The following is a 22,861-nucleotide window of genomic DNA, read 5'->3' as shown; positions in this document are numbered from 1 at the left end:
AAGCTTTAAGATCAACGGACGCGCGATCTCCTGACGTGGGGCGGATGATTTTTTTCGCCTGCCCGCTTCCTTCCCTCAGAGGGGCGACCCGACCAGCACCAGCAGGGGCGAGAGGCGCCGGATGCGGGCGCCCATGGTCGCGGCGATCACGTCGAGGGCGTCGTCGGTGTTGCGGGCATCGAACGCGCCGGTCACGCGCCGCGCCCCGAGGGTCCGGTCGAGCAGCAGGATGCGTCCGCGGCGGTAGCGGTTCAGCTCGGCCAGGACCGTGGCCAGGGGCTTTCCGGAAAAGATCAGCCGGCCGTCGCGCCACGCCGTGTCGCGCTCCACATCCGCCGCGGTCACCTGCAGGGCGCCGTCGCCGAGGCGGACTTCCTCCCCGGCCGAGACCACGGCGCGCCCGCCCTCGCCCGACACGTCGACGCGCCCCTCCGCCACCCCCACCGGGCTGTCGGCCCCGTCCGCGCGCAGGAAGAAGCGGGTTCCGAGCGCGCGCACGCTCAGACCGCCGCCGCGCACGACGAAGGGCCGGCTCGGATCGGGCACGACGTCGAAGCTGGCCTCGCCCCGCAGGAGCTCGATCCCGCGCTCCCGCTCGGTGAACCGCACCGCGATCGCCGTGTCCGTGTTGAGATCGACGCGGCTGCCGTCGGCGAGCGTCGCGTGCTCGATGGCGCCGACGCCGCTCCACAGATCCGCGCGCAGCCGGTCGATCAGGCCGGTCTGATCCGCCAGGGCACCGGCGATGAGGGCGGCGGCGGCGAGGCCGGCCAGCGTCTTCGGGGGGCCCTTGCGGGGTCGGGGATCGGGCAGATGCCCGAGCTTGCGCCACAGCGCGTCCATCTCGGCATAGGCCGCGGCATGGGCCGGGTCGGCGCCGTGCCAGGCCGCGAAGGCCCGGCGGTCGGCCTCGGTGGCGTCGGAGGAGGAGAGCCGAGCGACCCAGGCCGCGGCCTCGCGCTCGACCGGATCCTCGCCGTCCTCGGCCTCGTCGACCTCTCGAGCCTCTTGGGCCTTCTGGTCCTCCGTCCCGTCCCTGCCGGCCACGCCATTCCCCTTGGGCCCACCGCGGCCCGAGATGGCGCAGCGCAGGTCTCCTATCCCCTTAGATCAACGAGGTCGCGGGCTCCTGATGCGATCCGTTCAAAAAAGATCGAGGCGGCTGCGGCGGCAATGCAGGAGGGCCCTGATGATGTGCTTCTCGACCATGTTGCGCGAGATGCCGAGACGCAGCGCGATCTCCCCGTTGGCGAGGCCGTCGAGGCGGCTGAGCAGGAACACCTCGCGGCAGCGGGGCGGCAGGGCGTCGATCGCGTCCGCGAGGCGCCTCAGTTCCTGGCGGGCGATCGCCTGCCGCTCGGGGAGGGCGTAGCCGTCGGCCACCGCGGCGAGCTCCGCCTCGCATGTTTCCGCGAACAGGGTCCGCTCCAGCCGGCCGCGGTTGCGCATCCGCAGGGCGACGTTGGTAGCGATGCGGAACAGCAGGGCGGAGGGGTGCTCGATGCTCGTGCGCGAGAGCGCGGCGACCATGCGCAGATAGGTTTCCTGGCTCGCATCCGCGGCATCCGCCGGGTTGTCGAGCAGGCGCAGGAGGAAGCGCCGGAGCTTCAGGCCCTCATGCCGGTAGAGAGCGTCGATCGACACCCCTGCCGCCCCTCCCGCCACGAAATCGGTCCCGTCGCCCACAGATAATCCCGTACCGCTTGATGATCGATCACCGACCAGAAGGAGACGGGCGAATTATGCAAGTCACGCAATAGCTTGTATGACTTCCAGTCTACAGCGCAGCGCCCTTGCAAATCATTGTGCAGACAGCCGAAATGTTTCTGCGGGAAGCAAGACAAGAATTATTATAAATAAAGCATCGCAGCCATTTCGTGATCTCGTTGCAGATCAGCAACAGATCGCTCCACCCTGCGCGGTGGGCTTGAAGGCGCAGAGAACATCCAAGAGGCTGGGATCGAGGTCCGGACCGGAGCCGCGGGCGGACAGGCCCGGCGGTAACGTGCGGCGCGCCTGCTCGGAGGACTCGGCCTCCAGCCGCGGCGCAACTCAGGATCGTCCGCACGCCTTCGCAGGCTGGGCCGGGCGCCGTCCCAAGAGCGGCTCGGGCACGGAACATGCATGGCTAATGAAAGAATAAATTAAGAATATCACCACCGGCGACCGTCCGCCGCGGCAGAGCAGAAACGACTCTACCCTGTATCAAGAACAATTCCAATCGATTCAGCTTCCCTTGACGCACGCCTGAAGTTTGCGCAACACGCCCTTCAGCTTCACGCGATTCGAGGGAGTCCTCAGTCCGATGAGCAAGTACAGCGAAGAGCAGATTTCTTACTCTCTCCATTCGGCCAAAACCCTCTTCTTGCACCCGAAATCGCTTTGCCCTTCCACCCGCCGCCGCAACGGTGAGTTCGGCCTGTCCTCGGCCCGCGCGACGACGGTGATCCAGGCGCCGCCCGGCAACCGGACGACCGCATCGATCCGGTGACGCGCCGCGCGGTCCGAAGCCTCGGCGCCGGCCCCTCGGATCACAGAACTCGGATTCCCGCCCCGGCCGCGACACGGCCGGAGCCCGCCCTGACGGCCCTCACGAGGTTCGGAGGATCATGCCCCCATCGTCTCAAGCCGTGGCCGAGGCCGCCGCCTTCCGCAGCTTCGCCAACGGTTACCTGCGCGAGATCGACCCCGGCATCCGCGTCCGGCACGCGCTGCCGGACGGACCGCCGGCGCCCTGCGTCGAGTGGAACCTGCGCAGCCGCCGCCTCGCGATCCGCGCCGAGATCCTGTCGCCCTCGCTGTGCGGCGCGCACGCCTTCGGCCGCCTCTGGACCCGCCACCTGCACGAGCCGCGCTGGCGGACGGTGGCGCCGATGCGGGCGCTTCAGGAACTCCTCGGCGAGGCCTATTCCCGCGCCGACGACGGACGCGGCGACACCGCCCGCGAGCGCGAACTCGAACTGCTCGGGCGCGTGCTCGACAGCTACCGCGAGACCGCGCGCCTGCTCGACCGGACCGGACGGGAGCCGGACGCCACCGGCTTCATCGCGGCCGAGCGCGCCCTGGTCTTCGGCCACTGGCTGCACCCGACGCCCAAGAGCCGGCAGGGCCTCACCACCTGGCAGGCCCGCGCCTACGCGCCGGAGGACGGCGGCGCGTTCCGCCTCGCGGTGTTCGCCGCCGAGGCCGGCCTCGTCCGCCACGATTCGGCGGAGACCCGTGCCGCGCCCGACCTCGCCCTCGACCTCCTCGGCGCCGACGCCGCCCGGCTGCCCTTGCGTGACGGCGAGGTCGCCCTGCCGATGCATCCACTCCAGGCCGAGGCGCTGATGCTGGAGCCGCACGTCGCCGCGTGGGTCGAGGCGGGCCGGCTCCGGCAACTCGGGACCTTCGGTCCCCGCTTCACCGCGACCTCGTCGCTGCGCACCGTCTACGCCGCCGAGAGCCCGTGGATGGCGAAGTTCTCGCTGCCCGTCACCCTCACCAACTCCCTGCGGGTGAACCGGCTCGCCGAGCTGAAGGCCGGCGTCGCCATGGCCCGCCTGCTTGCCAAGAGCGGTTTCGGCGCCCGGCACCCCGACTTCCGCATTCTCGCCGACCCCGCCTACCTCACCCTGCACTGCCCCGATCGCGAGGAGAGTGGCTTCGAGACGGTTTTTCGCGAAAATCCCTTCCGCGACGGCGCCGAGCGGGGCGTCGCCACCCTGGCGGCCCTGACCGCCGAGCCGCTGCCCGGCCGCCCCTCGCGGCTGGAGGCGCTCCTGCGGCGGGTCTGCCCGGAGGGTCCGGCCCCGCGGGCGCAGGCCGCCCGCACCTGGTTCGGCCGCTATCTCGACTGCATGCTGGAGCCCGTCGTCGCCCTCTACGACGGGCACGGCATCGCGCTGGAAGCCCACCAGCAGAACGCGCTGCTCGACGTCGCCTCGGGCTGGCCGGAGCGCGGCTTCTACCGCGACAACCAGGGCTTCTACCTGTCGGAGGCCGCCCGGCCCCGGCTCCTGCGCGACGCGCCCGAGACCGCTTCAATCGCCTCGCTCTACTTCCCGGACGGCGAGATCCGCCGACGGCTCGCCTACTATCTCGTGGTCAACCAGATCTTCTCCGTCATCGCCCGGATGGGCCATGACGGGCTGGCCCGCGAGGAGATCCTGATCGACGACCTCGCCCGCCGCCTGGAGGCGATGGCCCGCCGCCTGACCGGCGCCGGCCGCGCCTTCGCCCGCTCGGTGCTGGAGGGGCCGACGCTCTGCACCAAGGCCAACCTGCGGGTGCGCCTGTCCGACCGCGACGAGCTCGCCTCGGGCGACGGCTCCGGCAACTACATCGACATGCCGAACCCGCTCATGCTGCGGGCGGCGCGGGGCGAGGCCGGCCATGCCCTCGCGTCCTGACACCCTCTCTCTCGAACCCTCGGAGCGGCCGGAGGCCCGCGTCCTGCGCCAGCTGGCGGAAGCCGTCCTGTTCGAGGGGCTGGCCGAGCGCGAGCTGGCCCGCGACGCCCCCGATCGGATCGCGTGGCGCCTCGGCAACCGCCGCTTCCGCGCGAGCGGCAGGCTCGGCCCCTTCGGCCGCCCCCGCCTCGATGCCGGCTCGGTCGAGATGGCCGGCGGCGACAGGACGGAGGGGGAGGGCGCCTGGGCGCCCGCCGACCTCGCCGCCCTGGTGGACGCCCTTCCCGCCGCCGCCGAGCACCGGGCGCGGCTGCGGGCCGAGCTGGAGCAGACGGTCGACCTCTGCCGCTGGAACACCCGGAATCTGACGCCGCCGGAGCGCCGCGCCCTGCCCTTCGCCGCGCTCGACGCGGCCTTGTGGGAGGGCCATCCCTACCATCCGAGCTTTAAGGCGCGCACCGGCTTCACCCTCGCCGATCACCGCCGCTACGGACCCGAGGCCGCCGCGCCGTTCCGCCTCGAATGGCTCGCCCTGCGCCGGGACGGACTCGCCCTCGCGCTGCCGGGCGCGGAGGCCGCGTTCTGGCGGGCCGAACTCGGCGGGGAAGCGGAGGACCTGATCCGCCGCCTCGGCGCGGCCGGCCATTCCCTCGACACCCACGCGCTCCTGCCGGTCCACCCCTGGCAGATGCGCCGGCTCGAAGGAGAGGCCCTGCGCCCCTGGCTGGCGGAGGGCCGCGCGGTCGCGCTCGGCACCGCCGGCCCGCGCTACGGCGCGAGCCAGTCCCTGCGCACGCTGCACAACCTCGACGATCCGTTGGCCGCGAGCGTGAAGCTCTCCTTGAGCGTCGTCTCGACTTCGAGCCTGCGCATCCTCGACCCGCATTTCGTGCTGACCGGTCCGGCCCTGTCGGACTGGCTGGCCGCCATCGTCGCGGGCGATCCCCTGCTGCGCGGGCGCGTGGCCGTGCTGCGCGAATACGCCGCCGCCCTGGCCGACCGGGACGGGCCGCTCGCCGGGCATCTCGCCGCGATCTGGCGGGAGAGCCCGCGCCTCGCTCCCGACGAGGCGGCCGTGCCGTTCAACGCGCTCTGCGTCCGCGAGGCGGACGGCACCACCTTCGTCGCGCCCTGGCTCGACCGTTACGGCCGCGACGCCTGGCTCGACCGCCTCGTCGAGGTCGCGGTGCTGCCGGTCTGGCACCTGCTCGCGGCCCGCGGCGTCGCCCTGGAGGCGCACGGCCAGAACATGATCCTCGTCCACCGCGACGGCTGGCCGGAACGGGTGATCCTGCGCGACTTCCACGAGAGCGCGGAATACGCCCCCGACTTCGTGACGGATCCGGAGCGCGTGCCGGATTTCGGGGCGATCGACCCCGCCCATGCCGGCCCGGCGGATGACCGCTTCCACGCCATGCGCTCGACCGCGACGCTGGCCGAACTCGTCACCGACAGCCTGTTCGTCTTCAACCTCAGCGAGATCACGGCCCTTCTCGAACGCCGGCACGGCCTCGACGAGGCGGCGTTCTGGCGCCGCCTCGGCCGGCGGCTGCGGCGCCACGCGGCTGCGCACGGGCTGGAGGCGCGCTTCGCCCGGCTTCAGGTCGAGGCGCCCCGGCTGCGGGTCGAGGCGCTGCTGTCGCGCAAGCTCGGGCTCGGCGAGGCGCGGGGCAGCCTCCACGCCCCCAACACCCTGTTCCCGTCCCCCGACGCCCTTTCCGGAGACCGCATGATCGAGATCGACGGCCGCACCATCCCCGCGGACGAGATGGAGGCCGCCATCCGCCGCGTCGAGGCGGCGGCGGGCTTGCGCGGCGGCAGCGGCGAGCGCGTCGCCGCGCGCTTGCGCGACACCGCCGAGGCCCTCGCCTTCCTCCTCGCCGCCCGCCGATGCGGGGCGAGCCTGCTGCCGATCCATCCGGCCCTGCCCGACGAGGGCGCGCGCCGGCTCGCCGCCCGCGCCGGCTGCCACCGCCTGTTCCTCGACGGCCTGGAGGGCGAGGCCCTGGAGGCCGCCCCACCGGTGCCGGGGGAGGGCGAGCTTCTCCAGATGAGCTCCGGCACCACCGGCGAGCCGAAATGCATCGCCCGCCCCTGGAGCGCGGTGGCGCGCGAGGTCGAGAGCTACGTCTCGGCCTTCCCCGAGCCGGACGGGATGACACCGGTCATCGCCTGCCCGATCACCCATTCCTACGGGCTGATCTGCGGCCTGTTCGTCGGCTTGCGCCGCGGCCGCGTGCCGGTGATCCTCGACACCACCAACCCGAAATACCTCTTGCGCCGCCTGCGCGAGATCGAGCGCCCGGTGCTTTACACCGCGCCGGCCATGCTGCACACGCTGGCCCGGCTGATGCCCGAGGGCGAGACCCTCCACGCGGCGATGGTCTCGGGCACGCTCCTGCCGGCGCCGTGGTTTTCCGCCATCCGCGGACGCGTCACCCACCTGTTCCAGCAATACGGCTGCTCGGAAGCCGGCTGCATCGCGATCAATCCGGATCTGCGCCGGGCCGACGCCATCGGCCGCCCGCTGCCGCACCACCGCGTCCGCGCGGGAACGGGGCCCGAGGCCCCGGCGGAGATCGTGGTCGAGGGGGAGGGCGGGACGGTCCGCACCGCCGACCTCGGCTATCTCGAACCCGACGGCATGCTGGTCTTCGTCGCGCGCAAGGACGACACGATCAACGTCTCGGGCCTCAACGTCTATCCCGGCGAGGTCGAGGACGTGGTGATGGCCATGCCCGGCGTCACCGATGCGGTCGCCTTCGCCCGGCCCGACCCGTTCGCGGGCGAGCGGGTGACGCTGCTGTTCAGCGCCGAGAGCCCCGTGCCGCCCCGCGCCCTGCAGGACTGGTGCCGCCGCTGGCTCGCCGGCCATCAGGTGCCGGTCGAGGCGGTGCAGGTCGGCGCCATCCCGCGCGAGGCCAACGGCAAGATTTCGCGACGCGCGGTCGCCGCGCAGTACCGGGACGGCGGCCTGGAGGCGGTGGCGTGAGTTCCCCCATGAACGACGAGACGCTGATCGCGGCCATCGGCACGGTTTTGCGCGAGGAGATGCGCCATCCCCATCTCGACGGCTTCGGGCCGGAGGCGCGGCTGAACGAGGATCTCTACCTCGATTCCGTCCAGCTGCTTCAGCTCATCCTGGCGCTGGAGATGACGCACGGGGTGTCGGTTCCGGAGGAGGCGATCAACCGGCAGGACGTCTCGACCGTCGCCGACCTCGCCCGGCTCCTGGCGCCGGGCGCGCAGGAGGATGTGGCGTCGGATGCGGTGCCGGCCGAACCGGCGGCGCCCTCCGAGGGCGTCCACGGCGCGATGCCCTACGACCTGAAGATCCACTGCTTCGTCAGCTGCGTCTGCGACGGGCTGAAAACCCGCGGCATCGACCACCGCCCGTTCTACGCCCTGATCTGGGACGCCGAGTTCGCGATCACCGATCGCTCGCGGCTCGCCTACCACGCGGACGCGATGGACCACGAGTCGTTCCGCTACTGGTTCGAGCGGCTCTACGGCGTGCCGCTCGTGTCCTGGTACGACCATTCCCGCACAAAGGAGGAGAACGTCGCCACCCTGCTCGCCCTCATGGAGCGGCGGGCGCCGGACGAGGGCATCATGGTGATGCTCGACATGTTCCACCTCCCCGAGCGGGAGAACAAGTTCAACCAGAACCCCTTCCCGCACTACCTACTGGTGTCGCTCTCCGACGATCCCGACCTCTGGCAGGTGCGCGACCCCGACTTTCGCTGGGAGGGGGTGATCGAGCGGGAGCGGATGCTGAACGCCATCCGCCAGCCGAGCGTCGCCGGCGGCTACCGCTTCGATCCCTCGCGCGCCCATCCGCCGACGAAGGCGGATCTGACGGCCTTCTTCGAGGCCTGCTTCCGGCTCGACACCAACCCGCTGATCGATGCGGCCCGCGCCATCGTGCTCGCCCATGCCGAGGGGCGCGGCGGGCTGCGGCTCGCCGACCTCGGCGAGGCCCTGCGCGAACTGCCCGTCATCACCATCCGCAAATGGGCCTACGAGCACGGCTTCGCCTTCTTCTGGCGCGCCCTGCGCTGGCCGGATCCGGAGTTCCAGCGGATCTGCGACGAGATCGAGGCCCTGGTCAACGGCCTCACCGCCCTTCACTACGCCGTGCTGAAGCTCGCCCGGACCGGGGAAGCGGGAGAGGACGCCGCCGGGGTCGCCGCCGTCCTCGCGCGGCTCGACGCCCTCGACGCGCAGGAATTCGCGATCAAGCGGCAGCTCGCCGCGGCCTACGCGGCGTGGCGGCAGGCTGGCACAGGGCCCGGTCAGGCCGCCGTGCCCTTCCGCGCGACGCCCTCCCGCGAAAGGCTCTCCGCATGAGAATCGCGCTCTGCACCATCAGCTTCCGCCACCATCTGGTGTCGATCGGCGAGCTGGCCCGCTTCGCCCGCGGCCACGGCTTCGACGGCATCGAACTCTGGGGCGTGCATGCCCGCAATCTCGGCCCCGGCGACCACGCCGAATGGCTCGCCGCCTACGGCCTGCGGGTGCCGATGCTGAGCGACTACCTGCCCCTCGACGCGCCGCAAGAAACCCTGACCGAGCGGACGGCCGAACTCGCCGGGCTCGCGCGGAGCTGGGGCGCGCCGCGGCTGCGCACCTTCGCCGGCACCAAGGGCAGCGCGGCCGCCTCGGCGGAGGAGCGCGCCCACGTCGCCGGGCGCCTGCGGATGGCGGCGGCCCAGCTCGCCGACCAGGGGCTGCGGCTGGTGGTGGAGACGCATCCCGGCACGCTCGCCGACACCACCGCCTCGCTCCTCGACCTGCTGGCGGCGGTCGATCACCCGAACCTCAAGGTGAACTTCGACACGCTCCACGTCTGGGAGGGCGGCGACGACCCGCTCGCGGCCCACGACCGGCTCGCTCCGCATATCGACTACTACCACCTCAAGAACGTGCGCAGCCGCGCCGACCTGCCGGTGTTCGAGCCGGCCAACGTCTACGCCGCGGCCGGGCGGCGCGAGGGCATGACCGCCCTGTTCGAGGGTGCGCTGGATTACGGCGCCTTCCTGAAGACGCTGCCGCCGCAGGCGGAAGGCTCGCTCGAATGGTTCGGCGAGGCCAGCTTCTCGGTCCTGCCGACCGACCTTTTTCGCGTGCGCAGCGCCACCGCGGGCCGGCGCGCCGCGAGCCCCCGCCACGCCGCGCGCTGACCCGACATCAAGGAGACCTCCGTGACGAAGAGCCACGCCGTCGTCAGCACCCCGCATGCCGGCCGCTACCTCCAGCAGCTCTGCAAGCACTGGGCCCACCGCTTCGAGACCGAGTTCAGCGCCACCGAGGCCCGGATCGCGCTGCCGCTCGGCGAGACCCGGCTCGCCGCCGACGCCGAGACCCTGACGATCGACCTGACCGCGCAGGATCCCGCCCACCTGCCCGACCTGCGCGACGTGGTCGTGCGCCACATCGAGCGCTTCGCCTTCCGCGAGACGCTCCGCTTCGAGTGGAGCTGAACGCCCTGCGGCGGACCTCGGCCCCATCATGCGGAGCGCTGGTCGGCAGGACGGCATCGGTGAGGAGATCTGGCAAGCTCGTCGCGCCTCATGCTGAGGTGCCGAGCGGCAGCTCGGCCTCGAAGCACGCCCCAACGGTCGATCCCACGGCGTCGGGCTGCCGGAGGATCCATTGCGGGGTGCTTCGAGGCTGCTGTCGCAGCACCTCAGCATGAGGACCGTCGGAAACACCGGAACAGGTCAGACGACAACTTCCAGCAGCCTCTGAAAGAGCAGTACGAGGAACGATATGGACCTAACGATACGGGCGATGCGGGAAGAGGACGCGCCGGATCTCTTCGAGATCTACAACCAGCCCGCCTTCCGCTTCGGCACCCTCGCCCTTCCTTACGAATCCTTCGAGGCCGTGAAGAAGTGGGCCGAGCCGCGCTCGCCGCGGGATCTCCACCTCGCCGCGGAGCGGGACGGCCGCGTCGTCGGGGCGGCGGCCCTGCGCCCCTTCTACGGCCGGCGCGCGCACGCGGCGGAGTTCTGGATCGCGGTCCACGAGGATTTCGCCGGAAACGGCATCGGCTCGCGCCTGCTCGCGGCGGTGATCGATACGGCGGACAACTGGATCAACGTTTCGCGCATCGAGATGACGGTCTTCACCGACAACGCGCGCGCCATCGCCCTCTACGAGAAATTCGGCTTCGTCATCGAGGGCACGCACAGGGCCGCCAGCTTCCGCAATGGCCGCTTCGACGACGTGCATTGCATGGCCCGCCTGCGCCCTCCGACCGGGCACTGAAGCACTTCCGAAAGGCCGGCGCGGTCGGGTGAGCGTCTTCGATCGAAACCGCTCCCGGCCGCCAGGAACATTGCTGATTTCGCGAAGGTTTCGCCCGTCAGACTCCGGCATCGCTCGAAGACAATCGGCGCCCGGCTGTCGTTTCCAGACCGGGAGATCCGAGACCATGCATCGGCGCGACTTTCTGACGACTCTGCTGACGGCAACGGCGGCGCTGGCCGTCACCCGCACGGCGCTGGCCCAGCCGGCGCCGGCCGGTGCCATCCCGGCTCCCGTCTACCTCGCCATGGCGACGAAGGGCGGCCTGTTCCTCGAGAACACGGCGCGCGACGCCCACACCAAGACCCGCAACCCGCGCGTCAAGGCGTTCAGCCGGGCGGAGGTGACCGAGCAGGTCAACCTCGCCCGCAAGCTCGATCCGTATGTGGGCGCGGGCGGTCCCATGGCGGGCGGCGCGCCCGCCGGTCCGGGCGGCCTCGTCGGCGGCCTGGTCGCGGCGCCACTGGCGGTCGCGGGCGGTGTCGCGGGGGCCACCGTCGGCGCGGTCGGCGGCGTGGTCGGCGGCGCTCTGGGTGCGCCCGGCGGACGCGGTCCCGGCGGCATGACGACGGACGAGCAGAAGGCGCAGATCCTGTCGCAGCTCTCCGGCATGCCGGGCGGCCCCGACTACGACGCGATGTTCGTCAACGCCTCGCTCCAGGGCCACCAGGAAGCCTACCAGATCCACGGCTCCTACGCCCAATCCGGCGACGACCCGGCGCTGCGCCGCATCGCGGCGGGCGCGATCCCGCTGATCCAGCGCCACATCGCGCAGCTCTCGCGGATGCAGGCGATGATGGGCGGCGCGCGGCAGGGCTAGGGCCGGGGCCGAGCACGCCCGCGGAGGACAGGACCCTCGCGCGAGGGTCCTGTCCCGGCGCGGGACCGGGAACACGGCGCATCGCCCCGGTCTCCGGAGGGATGCGCCGCGTCGGCACCCGGCGGGGCTACCTCGACTGGCACGCGGGATGCGTCTTCCGGGCCACGGAACGAAAGCTTTGGCTTGCCGTTCTTGAAGACCAGCCACCGGAAAGGCGCAGTCGATGAACGCCGAAGTGATCAAGAGCCGCGACGAAGCCCTGGCTCTGCTTGATGCCGATCTGATCACCATCCACGACTTCGTGACGCTGTGCGACCTGAAGGGGTGGGATCGGTAGAAGCCGGACCAACGGATCACCGCCGTCCGAGCCGCCGGGGATCCTGCTCCGGCAGCATCCGGTCGAGCACGCCGTCGCGGCGGATCGCGACGTGCCAGGCAGTTCCGGCGATGTGCAGCAGCACCAGCGCGTAGACCGCCCACTGGCCGGCGAGATGGGCCGAGCGGAAGACGTCGCGCACCGCCTCGTTCTTCTCGAAGCCCGGAATCGGGAAGAGATAGAAGTACTGCGTCGTGTTGCCGTTGAAGGCGCTGAGCAGGTAGCCGCTCACCGGCATGAGCAGGAACACCGCGTAGAGCAGCCAGTGGCTGATCCGGGCGACCCGCGCGAGGCCCGCCGGCTCGCTCACCTCGGGCGGCGGCGGGTTGAAGGCGCGCCACAGGATGCGGGCCACCACCAGCGCGAAGATCGTCAGCCCGACCGACTTGTGGAACTGGAACAGCACGGGCTTGGCCGCCTCGTCCCGGGCGAGGCTGGTGGCGACCCAGGCCAGCGGCAGGACGGCGAGGACGAGGACGGAGGTCAGCCAGTGCAACGCCTGCGCGGTGCGGGTGTAGCGCGGGAACGCGGGCGCAACGGTCGAGGGCATGGCGCGATGGCTCCCTGATGGTCAGGAAGCCCAGATAGGCGAGGCCGCGGCCGCGCCTACCGCAGATTGCAGCGAATGGCCCTTACGTCGCACCCGACCGGGCGGCGATCCCCCTGAGCGCCCCGGCGGCACCGGCGAAGGCTCATGGCCGGATGCCGCCCCTCAAAGCCCGACCCTCAGATCGCCGCGGCCGGATCGCGGTCCTCGGCCTCGCCCGCGGGCGGGGTCCGGTCGCGGCGGGGGCGGCGCTCCAGCAGGGCGCGGCCGAGGGCGCGCAGGGGCGCCGTCAGCCGACGGGCGTCGTCGGCGCGTTCCATGAGGGTCTCGCCGCGGCGGATCTCGCGGTCGAGCTTGGCCATGGTGCGGGCGAGCGCCGGGTCGTCGTCGTCCAGCCAGACCTCGACGGTGCGGGCGAACGCGATCACGGTGCCCTGGAGCTTGAGCCGGCCGAGCGGCCCCTCCGTGTCGATGCCGGCGGCGGCGAGCATGTAGCGGTGGGAGTTGAGGGCGACCCCGTTGAGCGCCAGCATGGAGAGGACGTCGCCGCGCAGGGCGAAGGCGATGCGGCGCAGGGCCGTCTTGTAGGGCGTCATCGCGTCGAGCCGGCGCATCAGCACGTCGAACAGGCGCTCGCGGGCCGGCTCGTCGGCGAGGTCGGCGGTGTCGACCTCCAGCACCTTGCGGTCGATGATCCGCGACAGCCCGCCGAGCACCGCCCCCTTCGAGGGGAAGAGGTCGCGCAGTTCGGCGAGGCTCAGGTTCGCCTCGCGGGCGATGTCGCCGATCTCGATGTCGTTCCAGGGCTGCTCGGCGGCGAGCCGCATCAGCGCCTCGACCGCGGCCTCGCGCGGGTTGGGCTTCGGCGCGCTCTTGGTCCGCGCCTTGCCGGAATGCGACGAATCGGACCCGCCGGTCTCGGGCTTGCCGCCGGTGTTGGGCTCGGGGGCCGTGTCCATGGTCCGTGCTCCGTGTTCGGTGTCACGTCTCATGTAGGGGCAAAGCCGCCGGGTTGAACCCGCCGCCCCGTCAGCCGGACAATTCGCCCGCCCGCCGCTCGGCCGCGGCGACCGCCTCCCGCATCAGGTCGGGCAGGGCGCCCTCGCGCATCAGCACGGCGAGCGCCGCCGCGGTGGTGCCGCCGGGCGAGGTGACGTCCCGGCGCAACTGCCCGGCCTCGCGGGCATCGGCGTCGAGCAGGGCGCCGGCCCCCGCGACGGTGGCGCGGGCGAGCTGCGCCGACAGCTCCGGCGGCAGGCCCGCCGCCACGCCGGCCTCCGCGAGCGCTTCCGCCAGCAGGAAGACGTAGGCCGGCCCCGAGCCCGAGACCGCGGTCACCGCATCGATCAGCGCCTCGTCGTCGAGCCACGCCACGAGGCCGGAACTGGAAAGAAGCGTCTCCGCTCCCGCCCGCGCCTCCGGCCCGACCTCGGGGCTGCCGACGGCGCCGGTGGCACCGCGGCCGATGCTGGCGGGCAGATTGGGCATCACGCGCACCACCGCGCGGGCGGCCGGCAGGCGCCGCTTCAGGTCGGCGATGGTCTTTCCCGCCAGGATCGAGACGACGAGGGTGTCGGGGCCGATCCAGGCTCCCAAGGCCGCGGCGGCCTCGTCGAGAACCTGCGGCTTGATGCCGAGCACCAGGGCGCCGGCCGGGGACGCGGCCTCGGGGTTGAGGCGCAAGGCGCGCTCGGCGCAGAGCGCGGCGATCTCCGGGGAGGGCTGCGGATCGACGATCGTCACCGCGGCGGGGTCGAGGCCGCCCGCGAGCCAGCCCCGCAGCAGCGCCGCCCCCATCTTGCCGGCCCCGGCCAGGACCAGGGGCGTGGGGAAGGCGGACGGGGCTTGGTCTCGGGTCATCTCGGTCGTCCCGCGCCGGCGCTCACGCCTCGCCTTCGGTCTCGAACAGCACCGCGTCGAGGGCCTCGCGGGCATCCTTGCCGGCCCAGAGCACGAATTGGAAGGCTTGGTAGTAGCGCTCGCAGGCGTCGGTGGACGTCTTCATCATCATCGCGCACTGCCCCTGCGTCGGGGCGATGCCGTCGGTGAGCAGCAGCGAGTGGCGGAACATCACGACGCTGTCGGACGACCACAGGTCGAAATGGCCGATCCAGAGCTGCTCGTTCACGAGGGCGACGAGGCGCAGCATCTCGGCGCGGCGCCGCTCCGGCACCTTCAGGTCGAAGGCGGCGGCCACGTGCAGCGACTCCACTTCCTCGATCCAGGTGAAGGCGACGTGGTACTCGGCCCAGCGCCCCGAGACGGAGACCGACATCTCGTCGGTCTCGATCCGATCGAAGATCCAGTCCCTCAGCGAGGCGAGGCGCTCGACGACGTCGAGCGGGTGCTCCGGCCGGTCGCTGTCTTCGATGAAGCTGAGCTGGGTCATGGCGATCCAAGTTGTCGACCCGGTCGAGGGCTCGATCGGGCCGGCGGGCAAAGCAGGGCCGTGACGGGAATCGAGGCGACGCCCGTCGATCTCCGTCCTGCGGAGGGGTTCAATCAGATTTCACCACCCCGGGGTTCGGTTCCACCTTTCCGCCGGGGCGAATCAACTTCGGATCGTTTATAGCCCGCGCCCCCCGCGGGCTTCAAAGCGTCGCCCCGGCATCAGCGGTGGGCAACGCGGCTATCCACCGATGCTTCCTGTGCAAAGAAATCCGGATTCGCGCTTTCCCGCGAGGGTGAGTCCGGGCTGCCGCGCCGGTGCCGCTCAGACCGATTCCGTGCTTCCGGCGCTCCCCGCCTCGGCGCCGAGGCGGGCCTCCAGCGCGTCGACGCGGGCGGCCAGCGCGTCGTTCTGGCTGCGCAGGGCGGCGACGAGGTCGCGCAGCACGTCCACCTCCTCGTGGGTCGCGACGTCCATGTCGCGGATCAGGCGCTCGACCTGGCCCTTGAACATGGTCTCCGCCTCGCGGCGCACGCCCTGCGCGGCCCCGGCGGCATCGGTGAACAGGCGGGCAACGTCGTCGAAAAGGCGGTTCGAGCCTTGCATGGGGATCTCCTCCGGCGCCCGGACCTGTTCGAGCACGTGCCACCGACATAAGAATCGGCGGCCGGCAGGGCAATCGAGGGGCCTGTATGAAACAGGACCATCGCCCGGAAAGCATCGAGCGGAGCGAAAGCCCAGGGAACCGAGGCCGTCCGCGGAGAGGGGCGCCGGCGTTTAATACCGTTTCCGGTTGATCGGATCGGTTCCTCCTTCGTCATTGCGAGGCGAAGCCGTGGCAATCCAGGGCGCGACATCTCCGAAAAGGTCGCGCCCTGGATCGCGTCGGCTCCGCCTCGCGATGACGGAGTGGGCGAGGCTCGAGGTGATCAGCCGGAAACTATGAGGCAAGACAAAAATCGGAGCGATCGCTCCGAGCGATCACTCCGGAAAACCGGCCCGGATTGTTGCCGCAGGTCTCCGATCCGGCACCGGAAACGCGCGGTTACAATCTTCAGCATCGAGGCGACTTCCGGGCCGGGCGCACGCGGCGCTAAGACTTGTGCCGTCATGACCACGAACCAGCCGACGCCCCACATCCTCGTCGTCGAGGACGACCGCGAGATCAGCGCCCTCGTCGCGCGCTACCTGCGCGCCAACGAGTGCCGCGTGAGCCTCGCGGGCGACGGGCGCGAGATGGACCGGGTGCTGGCCGATGCCCGGGTCGATCTCATCGTCCTCGACCTGATGCTGCCGGGCGAGGATGGGCTGAGCCTGTGCCGGCGCCTGCGCGCCTCGTCGCAGGTGCCGATCCTGATGCTCACGGCGAAGTCGGAGGAGATCGACCGGATCGTCGGACTGGAGATCGGCGCGGACGATTATCTCGGCAAGCCGTTCAACCCGCGCGAATTGCTGGCGCGCATCCGTGCGATCCTCCGGCGCAAGGGCGCCGAGCCTCAGGACGGGGACGGCGCGCGCCGCTTCCACTTCTCGGGCTGGACCCTCGATGTCGGCCTCCGGCAGGTGCTGAGCCCGGAGGGCGCACGCATCGCCATCACGGGGGCCGAGTTCGACCTGCTCCACGCGCTGTGCCTGCGGCCGGGCCGCGTCCTCTCCCGCGACCAGCTCCTCGACCTGACGCAGGGCCGGGCGGCGGGGCCGTTCGAGCGCAGCATCGACGTCCTGGTCTCGCGCATCCGCCAGAAGATCGAGCGCGACCCGCGCAACCCCGAGATCATCCGCACGATCCGCTCGGGCGGCTACCTGTTCGCGCCGGAGATCGGCCGCTCATGAGCACCGTCAGAACCGCGACCGGCCCGGCGGAGGCGCCGACGGCCCCCGAGGCGGACCGCGCGCGGCGCCCGGCTTGGCGACGCCTGCCTTGGCCGCGTTTACCTTGGCCGCCCCTGCCTTGGCCGCGCCCGAGAAAGGCCGCCGGGCAGATCGCGCTCCTCGTCGTGGCGGCCCTGCTCGCCGCCCACGTCCTGGCGGCGGTCATGCTGCTGGCGCTCCGCGAGCCGTGGCGGCCCGACGAGCGGCCGGGGGTGGCCGCGACCCGGCTTTCCGTCGTCGCGCGGCTGCTCGACGCCGCCGCGCCGGACGAGCGCGACGGGATCCTCCGGGCGGCGGCGCGCAGCCTGCCGACCCTGCGCCTCGGCCCCTGGGACGGAACCGTGCCCTCGGCGGGGCAGGGGGAGACGCACGGGAATGCGCAGGGGAACACGCAGGGGAACACGGAGGACGAGATCGGGCGCCATCCCCTGATCGAGCGCCTGCGCGACGGATTCGGGCGGGCGCTGCCGGTGACGGACCTCTCCCCCGGCCACGACCGGGGGAAGACCGGGACCCTGCAGATCGGCATCACCACCCCGGCCGGCGCCCGGCTGCGGGCGGTGCTGCCCGACGACTTTCCCCGCCCGCCGGCGCAGGGACCGATCATCTTCACCTTCGTCTTCCTCGGGGTCAGCCTCACGCTGCTCTCGTTCTGGGCGACGCGGGCGCTCACCGCTCCGCTCGCCGGACTCGCGGCGGCGGCGGAGGCCTTCGGCACGGCGGAGGAGCCGCCGCCGCTCCCCCGGCGCGGCCCGGAGGAGGTGCTGGCGCTCGCCCGCGCGCTGGACCGGATGCGCACCCGCCTGCTGCGCCTGCTCGACGACCGCACGCAGATGCTGGCCGCGATCAGCCACGATCTGCGCACCCCGATCACCCGCCTGCGGCTGCGCGCCGAGTTCATCGAGGACGAGCGCGCCCGCGAGATGACCTTGCGCGACCTCGACCAGATGAACGGGCTCGTGGAATCCGCGCTCTCCTACGTCCGCGACGGGCAGGGGGCGCCGGGCGAGGGCGAGACCACGCTGATCGACCTCGCCTCGGTGGTGCAGACGGTCTGCGACGGGTTCAGCGATGTCGGCGCGGCGGTGAGCCTGGAACGGACCCGCCACGTCCTCGTGCGCGGCCGCCCCGACGACCTCCAGCGGGCGATCACCAACCTCGTCGACAACGCGGTGAAGTACGGCGGCGGCGCCCGCCTCGTGATGGGGCCGGCTGGCTCCGGCGACCGGCCGGGCGTGGCGGTGGAGGTGCTCGACGACGGCCCCGGCATCCCCGATGCCGAGCGCAGCGCCATGCTCCAGCCCTTCGTGCGCGGCGACCGTGCCCGCAACCTCGACGCGGCCAGCGGCTTCGGCCTCGGCCTGTCGATCGTGCTCGCCATCGTCGAGGGCCATGGCGGGCGCCTGCGCCTGGAGAACCGCCCCGGCGGCGGCTTCTGCGCCCGCATCGAGCTGCCGCTCGCCGCCGGCCGCTCCGGGGAGGCGGGGTCGGTCGAAAGCGCGTAGCCTTCCGGTTCCGCGGGCAATCCGGACCGGACCGCCCGACCAGACCGCCCCTAGAACTCCATGTCGAGTTCCACGATCTCCTCCGGCTCGCCCTCGGCGAGCGCCGCCCACTCGCTCATCAGGTCCCAGGCGAGGATCGTGTCGCGGTAGGTCGCGGCGGTGAAGGGGAGGGTCACGTCGTAGGTGCGGAAGCGGGTGCAGACCGGAGCGTACATCGCATCCGCCAGGGTCGGCCGCGCGCCGAACAGGTAGGGTCCGCCCGAGCGCGACAGGCAATCCTCGAAGATCGTGCAGATGCGCTCGATGTCGCCCTTGGCGCCGTTGAAGATCCGGAAGCCGCGGTGGAGGCTGCGCAGGTTCATCGGCAGGGCCGAGCGCAGGTTGACGAAGCCGCCATGCATCTCGCCGGAGACGGCGCGGCAGCGCGCGCGCTCGGGCGCCCCCTCGGGCAGGAGGCCGGCGTCCGGGCGGATCTCGTTGAGATATTCGGCGATGGCGAGCACGTCCCACACCGCCACCGCGCCGTGCTCCAGCCGGGGCACCAGGAAGGACGGCGACAGGTGGAGCAGCTCGGCCCGCGTCGCCGCGTCCGAGCCGGACAGCACCGCCACCGAGAGGTCGAGCCCGGCCATCCGGCACAGCAGCCAGCCGCGCAGGGACCAGGACGAGTAGTTGCGGCTGGAGATCGTCAGCGTCGCCTCGGCCATGGCTCTCCCCGGATCACGCGATCGCCCGAGCTTGCCGCCCAGGTCTCCCGGACGACATCCAAGACTCGTGCCGCGCTGCGTAACACGCCTCGCGCCGGCTCCTCCGCCGCGTCTCCCCCTTGCCGGAATCGCCACGTCTCCGACAATAAATTTCCCGCTCCCGGCAGGCGTGCAAAGTGATGCATCCGCACCACAGCGGCGCGGCATGTACTTTTGATCAGTTGCGCCCAACCCAGAACCGCTTAGCCTGCTTGGTCCGGCATCGTCTCGAGAGGGCGGCGGGGTGATGCGGGAAGCGAAGCGGGCGAATCCGGGCCATTCGGGACGTTCGCGAGACAATGGCGCGTGCAGGCACTTTGCGCGCTTGGAGTTTGGGCCCGATGCTCTACCAGGCCTTCGATGTCCAGTCGGACATCGCCCGCCAGACCCGCCAGTGGGGCCGCCTCCTGCAGGAGGCCGCCGCCCCGTGGATGCGGACGCCCTGGCACGACACGGCGAAATGGTGGTCGGCGGGCGCGCGCATGATGATGCGGGCCGGCCTCACCTTCGCACGGCCGGCCTACGGCATCCACGCCGTCAAAGTCGGCAACCGCGACGTGCCGGTGATCGAGGAGCCGGTGCTCGCCACGCCCTTCGGCACCCTGCTCCGCTTCCGCAAGGACATCGACACCGTCCAGCCCAAGGTGCTGGTGCTCGCGCCCCTCTCGGGCCACTTCGCCACGCTGCTGCGCGGCACCGTGCGCACCCTGCTGCCCGATCACGACGTCTACATCACCGACTGGCACAACGCCCGCGACGTGCCGGTCTCGGAAGGGCGCTTCGGCTTCGACGACTATGTCGACCACGTCGTGCGCTTCCTGGAGACCATCGGCGAGGGCGCCCACCTCATGGCCGTGTGCCAGCCCGCGGTGCAGGCGCTCGCCGCCACGGCGGTGATGGCCCACACCAAGAACCCGGCGCAGCCGCGCAGCATGACCCTGATGGCCGGGCCGGTGGATTGCCGTGTCAGCCCGACCTCGGTGAACGCGCTCGCCACCTCCAAGCCGATCGAGTGGTTCGAGCAGAACCTGATCGAGACGGTGCCCGGCCGCCACAAGGGCGCGGGGCGGCGGGTCTATCCCGGCTTCATGCAGGTGGCCGCCTTCGTCTCGATGAACGCCCGGCGCCACTCGGACGCGCATGCAGACCTGTTCTGGCACTACGTCGACGGCAGCGCCGACAAGGCGCAGGCGATCGAGACCTTCTACGACGAGTATTTCGCCGTCCTCGACCTGACCGCCGAGTTCTATCTCGAGACCGTCAAGACCGTCTTCCAGGACTACACGCTGGCCCGCAACAAGCTCACCTATCGCGGCGAGCCCATCGACATGGGCGCCATCCGCCGCACCGCCCTGATGACGGTAGAGGGCGAGCGCGACGACATCTGCGCGGTGGGCCAGACCATGGCCGCCCACGACCTCTGCTCGGGCCTGCCGCCGCACATGAAGAGCCACCATCTCCAGACGGGGGTGGGCCATTACGGCGTGTTCTCGGGGCGCAAGTGGGAAGCGCAGACCTACCCGATCGTGCGCAACTTCATCGCCTCGCACGCGTAGGACGGTCTTCCGGTCGTCCTTGCGATGACGGGGTCGCGGGCGCGCACCGCGCGGTCCCGAACCGGCAGGAGGCTTTCAAGGGGCTTCCAAGAAGCTTCCAAGAAGCTTTCCCGCACTTCCAACACGATCCCGTTTCGTGTATGCCGCGCGCTCAGGTGCAATTCTTTCGCACCGATTCGGCTGCCGTCACGACGCCTCCTCCGGACTTGAAACCGGGGCAGGGGCGCCTGACGGCTTTTTCCCGGTTCCGCCGGGAATCCGAGGCCGGTGCGGTTCGAAACAACAGATCCTAGGGGTTGATTCCGTTGCAGGTACTCGTTCGCGATAACAACGTCGATCAGGCGCTCCGCGTCCTCAAGAAGAAGATGCAGCGCGAGGGCATCTTCCGCGAGATGAAGCAGCGCAAGGCCTACGAGAAGCCGTCCGTGCGCAAGGCGCGCGAGAAGGCGGAGGCCGTCCGCCGCGCCCGCAAGCAGGCCCGCAAGACCGCGATCCGCGAGGGCCTGATCGCCGCGCCGAAGCCGAAGCCCCGGACCGGCGCCCCGCGCCGCCCGAGCGCCCCGAGCTTCTCGCAGCAGCCGGCCGCCGGCCAGGCGCCCGCCGTCGCCTCCTGAGATCGATCGTCCGGAACGGCTCGCCGAGACGGGCCGCACGGCATACGAACGGAAAAAGGCCCCCCGGTTCGCCCGGGGGGCCTTTTTCCGTTCGAAGCACGGCTCATACGGTTTCCGGTTGATCACGTCGGGCATCACCCAATCCCGTCATCGCGAGGCGGAGCCGAAGCGATCCAGGACGCGACTTATCCGGAAAAGGCGCGCCCTGGATTGCCACGGCTTCGCCTCGCAATGACGGAGGTGAGACCGAAGTGATCAAACGGATGACGGCTCAGGCGGCGCGCGCGGTGAGCGTGGCGCGCTCGGCCTGCCGCAGAAGCTCCAGGGGCAGCCAGGGCTTGCGCATGTAGACCGCGTGCGGCGGGATCTCGGTCCGACGCTCCTCGCGGGCCTCGGAGGTCACCACGAGCCGCACCTCCGGCCAGCGATCCTCGACGGTGCGCGCCAGCGCCGCGCCATCCATCTTGCCCGAGAGATGCGTGTCGGCGATCACCATCGCCACCGTCACGTCGCCGCGCTCGAGCACGGCCAGCGCGTCCTCGGCGCTCGAACAGGCGATGACGTCGAGGTCGGTTTCCTCGATCAGGACGGTCGCGAGATCGCGGGCGGCCTCGTCCTCCTCGACGACGAGCGCGACCGGGCTGTCTCCGGTGTGAGCCATGATGTCTCCCTGAAAGCTGCGAGCGGGTCAGAAGCGGCAGCCCGGCCAGGGGCGCGCCGCGGCGGAGTCGGCGGCGCCGACGATGCTTGCCCTGCGACAACAAGTTCGGGGATGATCGGTTCAGCGAAATTGTGCCGGCCCGAACCGTTCGATCCGCGCCGCCCCTTAACCGACTGTTCACCTCCCGAACCGAATTGTTACAGTCCGGCGACGCAGGGCGGTCCGAACGGACCGATGCTTGCATGTTCGGCTTCGGACCGCAAAGGAGGCTCTTGTTCCGCCATGTGCCGCTTCCTCGCCTATCTCGGTGAGCCGGTTTTCCTGAACGAGCTGGTCTGCGCCCCGACCCATTCGCTGGTCCATCAGTCGCTGCACGCGTCGGAGGCCAAGACCGAGACCAACGGCGACGGGTTCGGGATCGGCTGGTACGGCGAGCACGCGGAACCCGGCCTCTACCGCGACATCTGCCCGGCCTGGTCGGACGAGAACCTCGTGAACCTCTGCCGGCAGGTGCGGGCGCGGACCTTCTTCGCCCATGTCCGCGCGGCGACCGGCACGGCGACGACCCGGGCGAACTGCCACCCCTTCGCCCACGGCCGCCACCTGTTCATGCATAACGGCCAGATCGGCGGCTATCACCGGATCAAGCGGCGCCTGGAGGCGCTGATCCCGGACGAGTTCTACGACACCCGCCGCGGCTCGACCGATTCGGAGGCGATCTTCCTGCTGGCGCTGGCCAACGGCCTGGAGACCGACCCCGTCGCCGCCATGGAGGCGACCTGCGCCACCGTGCGCGGGCTGATGCAGGAGGCCCGCATCGCGGAAGCCTTCCGCTTCACCGCCGTGCTCACCGACGGCGAGAGCCTCACCGCCTTCCGCTGGGCCTGCGACGGGCGCCCGCCGAGCCTCTATTATCGCGAGAGCGAGCGCGGCCTCACCGTCGTCTCCGAGCCGATCGACGGCTGCAAGGAGGGCTGGACGATGGTGCCCAAGGGCGGCACGCTGCGGGCGAGCCGCGGCACCCGCGCCGTCGTCAGCCTGCCTCGGGCGGAGCGCGCCGCGGCCTGAAGGC

Annotated in this window: 22 protein-coding genes; 13 read left to right on the top strand and 9 right to left on the bottom strand. The window is 71.3% G+C overall.

What is annotated here, in order from left to right; genetic code table 11:
• Positions 1-75: 75 nt before the first annotated feature.
• Together ABS772_RS20035 and ABS772_RS20030 are read right to left on the bottom strand one after the other, a co-directional pair.
• Positions 76-1,047, bottom strand: a complete 972-nt coding sequence (locus tag ABS772_RS20035) for a FecR family protein (RefSeq protein ID WP_350396496.1) — start codon at positions 1,045-1,047, stop codon at positions 76-78.
• Between the two features lie 96 nt (positions 1,048-1,143).
• Positions 1,144-1,686 (bottom strand): RNA polymerase sigma factor, encoded by a 543-nt coding sequence (locus tag ABS772_RS20030; protein ID WP_373875195.1) that lies wholly within the window; start codon positions 1,684-1,686, stop codon positions 1,144-1,146.
• A gap of 619 nt (positions 1,687-2,305) precedes the next feature.
• Here ABS772_RS20030 and ABS772_RS20025 point away from each other — a divergent pair.
• The 8 genes from ABS772_RS20025 (at position 2,306) to ABS772_RS19990 (ending at position 11,523) form a co-directional block, all read left to right on the top strand.
• Positions 2,306-2,491, top strand: a complete 186-nt coding sequence (locus ABS772_RS20025) for a hypothetical protein (protein WP_350396495.1) — start codon at positions 2,306-2,308, stop codon at positions 2,489-2,491.
• A 118-nt stretch (positions 2,492-2,609) separates the two neighbouring features.
• The gene (locus ABS772_RS20020; protein WP_350396494.1) at positions 2,610-4,391 is read left to right on the top strand and encodes an IucA/IucC family protein; all 1,782 of its coding nucleotides are present in this window, start codon (positions 2,610-2,612) and stop codon (positions 4,389-4,391) included.
• On the top strand, positions 4,375-7,383 hold the full coding sequence (locus ABS772_RS20015; protein ID WP_350396492.1) for an IucA/IucC family protein: 3,009 nt from the start codon (positions 4,375-4,377) through the stop codon (positions 7,381-7,383). The genes ABS772_RS20020 and ABS772_RS20015 overlap by 17 nt, the downstream gene beginning before the upstream one ends.
• Before the next feature lie 8 nt (positions 7,384-7,391).
• Positions 7,392-8,741 carry a DUF6005 family protein gene (locus ABS772_RS20010; protein ID WP_350396581.1) on the top strand — a complete coding sequence of 450 codons (1,350 nt, stop codon included), beginning with the start codon at positions 7,392-7,394 and terminating at the stop codon, positions 8,739-8,741.
• Entirely contained in the window at positions 8,738-9,574 is an 837-nt protein-coding gene (locus ABS772_RS20005; protein WP_350396491.1) for a sugar phosphate isomerase/epimerase family protein, read from the top strand. Before ABS772_RS20010 ends, ABS772_RS20005 begins: the two co-directional genes overlap by 4 nt.
• A 21-nt stretch (positions 9,575-9,595) precedes the next feature.
• The gene (locus ABS772_RS20000) at positions 9,596-9,874 is read left to right on the top strand and encodes a DUF2218 domain-containing protein (protein WP_350396490.1); all 279 of its coding nucleotides are present in this window, start codon (positions 9,596-9,598) and stop codon (positions 9,872-9,874) included.
• Positions 9,875-10,163: 289 nt separating this feature from the next.
• A complete protein-coding gene (locus ABS772_RS19995) occupies positions 10,164-10,664 on the top strand; it encodes a GNAT family N-acetyltransferase (RefSeq protein ID WP_350396489.1) in 501 nt (166 codons plus the stop codon).
• 166 nt (positions 10,665-10,830) lie between these two features.
• The gene (locus ABS772_RS19990) at positions 10,831-11,523 is read left to right on the top strand and encodes a DUF4142 domain-containing protein (RefSeq protein ID WP_350396488.1); all 693 of its coding nucleotides are present in this window, start codon (positions 10,831-10,833) and stop codon (positions 11,521-11,523) included.
• A gap of 353 nt (positions 11,524-11,876) precedes the next feature.
• Here the strand turns inward: ABS772_RS19990 and ABS772_RS19985 are convergent, their stop codons facing one another.
• The 5 genes from ABS772_RS19985 to ABS772_RS19965 form a co-directional block, all read right to left on the bottom strand.
• The gene (locus tag ABS772_RS19985; RefSeq protein ID WP_350396487.1) at positions 11,877-12,449 is read right to left on the bottom strand and encodes a cytochrome b; all 573 of its coding nucleotides are present in this window, start codon (positions 12,447-12,449) and stop codon (positions 11,877-11,879) included.
• Positions 12,450-12,625: 176 nt separating this feature from the next.
• Positions 12,626-13,405 carry a TetR/AcrR family transcriptional regulator gene (locus ABS772_RS19980; RefSeq protein WP_238257164.1) on the bottom strand — a complete coding sequence of 260 codons (780 nt, stop codon included), beginning with the start codon at positions 13,403-13,405 and terminating at the stop codon, positions 12,626-12,628.
• 70 nt (positions 13,406-13,475) lie between these two features.
• Complete coding sequence (proC, locus tag ABS772_RS19975) at positions 13,476-14,306, bottom strand: pyrroline-5-carboxylate reductase (RefSeq protein WP_350396486.1); 831 nt, start codon at positions 14,304-14,306, stop codon at positions 13,476-13,478.
• Between the two features lie 22 nt (positions 14,307-14,328).
• Positions 14,329-14,835 carry a type III secretion system chaperone family protein gene (locus ABS772_RS19970; RefSeq protein ID WP_238257166.1) on the bottom strand — a complete coding sequence of 169 codons (507 nt, stop codon included), beginning with the start codon at positions 14,833-14,835 and terminating at the stop codon, positions 14,329-14,331.
• Positions 14,836-15,159: 324 nt separating this feature from the next.
• The gene (locus ABS772_RS19965; protein WP_350396485.1) at positions 15,160-15,441 is read right to left on the bottom strand and encodes an accessory factor UbiK family protein; all 282 of its coding nucleotides are present in this window, start codon (positions 15,439-15,441) and stop codon (positions 15,160-15,162) included.
• 504 nt (positions 15,442-15,945) lie between these two features.
• On the opposite strand from ABS772_RS19965, the gene ABS772_RS19960 reads away from it, so the two are divergent.
• Both ABS772_RS19960 and ABS772_RS19955 read left to right on the top strand, forming a co-directional pair.
• Positions 15,946-16,668, top strand: a complete 723-nt coding sequence (locus tag ABS772_RS19960; RefSeq protein WP_238257168.1) for a response regulator — start codon at positions 15,946-15,948, stop codon at positions 16,666-16,668.
• The gene (locus ABS772_RS19955; protein WP_350396484.1) at positions 16,665-18,212 is read left to right on the top strand and encodes an ATP-binding protein; all 1,548 of its coding nucleotides are present in this window, start codon (positions 16,665-16,667) and stop codon (positions 18,210-18,212) included. Before ABS772_RS19960 ends, ABS772_RS19955 begins: the two co-directional genes overlap by 4 nt.
• Positions 18,213-18,262: 50 nt before the next feature.
• Here ABS772_RS19955 and ABS772_RS19950 read toward each other — a convergent pair whose 3' ends face one another.
• Positions 18,263-18,919: a glutathione S-transferase family protein gene (locus tag ABS772_RS19950; protein ID WP_238257323.1), complete on the bottom strand. Its 657-nt coding sequence runs from the start codon at positions 18,917-18,919 to the stop codon at positions 18,263-18,265.
• Positions 18,920-19,299: 380 nt separating this feature from the next.
• On the opposite strand from ABS772_RS19950, the gene ABS772_RS19945 reads away from it, so the two are divergent.
• Both ABS772_RS19945 and rpsU read left to right on the top strand, forming a co-directional pair.
• Complete coding sequence (locus tag ABS772_RS19945; RefSeq protein WP_238257324.1) at positions 19,300-20,514, top strand: polyhydroxyalkanoate depolymerase; 1,215 nt, start codon at positions 19,300-19,302, stop codon at positions 20,512-20,514.
• 305 nt (positions 20,515-20,819) lie between these two features.
• A complete protein-coding gene (gene rpsU, locus ABS772_RS19940; protein ID WP_238257325.1) occupies positions 20,820-21,128 on the top strand; it encodes a 30S ribosomal protein S21 in 309 nt (102 codons plus the stop codon).
• A gap of 271 nt (positions 21,129-21,399) precedes the next feature.
• Here rpsU and ABS772_RS19935 read toward each other — a convergent pair whose 3' ends face one another.
• Positions 21,400-21,789: a response regulator gene (locus ABS772_RS19935; protein ID WP_350396483.1), complete on the bottom strand. Its 390-nt coding sequence runs from the start codon at positions 21,787-21,789 to the stop codon at positions 21,400-21,402.
• A gap of 282 nt (positions 21,790-22,071) precedes the next feature.
• Between ABS772_RS19935 and ABS772_RS19930 the strand changes: the two genes are divergently transcribed.
• A complete protein-coding gene (locus tag ABS772_RS19930) occupies positions 22,072-22,857 on the top strand; it encodes a class II glutamine amidotransferase (RefSeq protein WP_350396482.1) in 786 nt (261 codons plus the stop codon).
• Positions 22,858-22,861 lie beyond the last annotated feature (4 nt).

The sequence above is a fragment of the Methylorubrum podarium genome (assembly GCF_040270385.1).
Classification (GTDB): Bacteria; Pseudomonadota; Alphaproteobacteria; order Rhizobiales; family Beijerinckiaceae; genus Methylobacterium; species Methylobacterium podarium.
The sequence above is the reverse complement of the archived record's forward strand: the minus strand, read 5'-3'. Positions and strand labels throughout refer to the sequence as shown.

What these genes read in the sequence shown, in the direction of transcription:
- ABS772_RS20025 (WP_350396495.1), top strand. Translation starts at nt 2,306, where the DNA reads ATGAGCAAGTACAGCGAAGAGCAGATTTCTTACTCTCTCCATTCGGCC.
- ABS772_RS20020 (WP_350396494.1), top strand. Translation starts at nt 2,610, where the DNA reads ATGCCCCCATCGTCTCAAGCCGTGGCCGAGGCCGCCGCCTTCCGCAGC.
- ABS772_RS20015 (WP_350396492.1), top strand. Translation starts at nt 4,375, where the DNA reads ATGCCCTCGCGTCCTGACACCCTCTCTCTCGAACCCTCGGAGCGGCCG.
- ABS772_RS20010 (WP_350396581.1), top strand. Translation starts at nt 7,392, where the DNA reads ATGAACGACGAGACGCTGATCGCGGCCATCGGCACGGTTTTGCGCGAG.
- ABS772_RS20005 (WP_350396491.1), top strand. Translation starts at nt 8,738, where the DNA reads ATGAGAATCGCGCTCTGCACCATCAGCTTCCGCCACCATCTGGTGTCG.
- ABS772_RS19995 (WP_350396489.1), top strand. Translation starts at nt 10,164, where the DNA reads ATGGACCTAACGATACGGGCGATGCGGGAAGAGGACGCGCCGGATCTC.
- ABS772_RS19990 (WP_350396488.1), top strand. Translation starts at nt 10,831, where the DNA reads ATGCATCGGCGCGACTTTCTGACGACTCTGCTGACGGCAACGGCGGCG.
- ABS772_RS19985 (WP_350396487.1), bottom strand. Translation starts at nt 12,449, where the DNA reads ATGCCCTCGACCGTTGCGCCCGCGTTCCCGCGCTACACCCGCACCGCG.
- ABS772_RS19980 (WP_238257164.1), bottom strand. Translation starts at nt 13,405, where the DNA reads ATGGACACGGCCCCCGAGCCCAACACCGGCGGCAAGCCCGAGACCGGC.
- proC (WP_350396486.1), bottom strand. Translation starts at nt 14,306, where the DNA reads ATGACCCGAGACCAAGCCCCGTCCGCCTTCCCCACGCCCCTGGTCCTG.
- ABS772_RS19970 (WP_238257166.1), bottom strand. Translation starts at nt 14,835, where the DNA reads ATGACCCAGCTCAGCTTCATCGAAGACAGCGACCGGCCGGAGCACCCG.
- ABS772_RS19965 (WP_350396485.1), bottom strand. Translation starts at nt 15,441, where the DNA reads ATGCAAGGCTCGAACCGCCTTTTCGACGACGTTGCCCGCCTGTTCACC.
- ABS772_RS19960 (WP_238257168.1), top strand. Translation starts at nt 15,946, where the DNA reads ATGACCACGAACCAGCCGACGCCCCACATCCTCGTCGTCGAGGACGAC.
- ABS772_RS19955 (WP_350396484.1), top strand. Translation starts at nt 16,665, where the DNA reads ATGAGCACCGTCAGAACCGCGACCGGCCCGGCGGAGGCGCCGACGGCC.
- ABS772_RS19950 (WP_238257323.1), bottom strand. Translation starts at nt 18,919, where the DNA reads ATGGCCGAGGCGACGCTGACGATCTCCAGCCGCAACTACTCGTCCTGG.
- ABS772_RS19945 (WP_238257324.1), top strand. Translation starts at nt 19,300, where the DNA reads ATGCTCTACCAGGCCTTCGATGTCCAGTCGGACATCGCCCGCCAGACC.
- ABS772_RS19935 (WP_350396483.1), bottom strand. Translation starts at nt 21,789, where the DNA reads ATGGCTCACACCGGAGACAGCCCGGTCGCGCTCGTCGTCGAGGAGGAC.
- ABS772_RS19930 (WP_350396482.1), top strand. Translation starts at nt 22,072, where the DNA reads ATGTGCCGCTTCCTCGCCTATCTCGGTGAGCCGGTTTTCCTGAACGAG.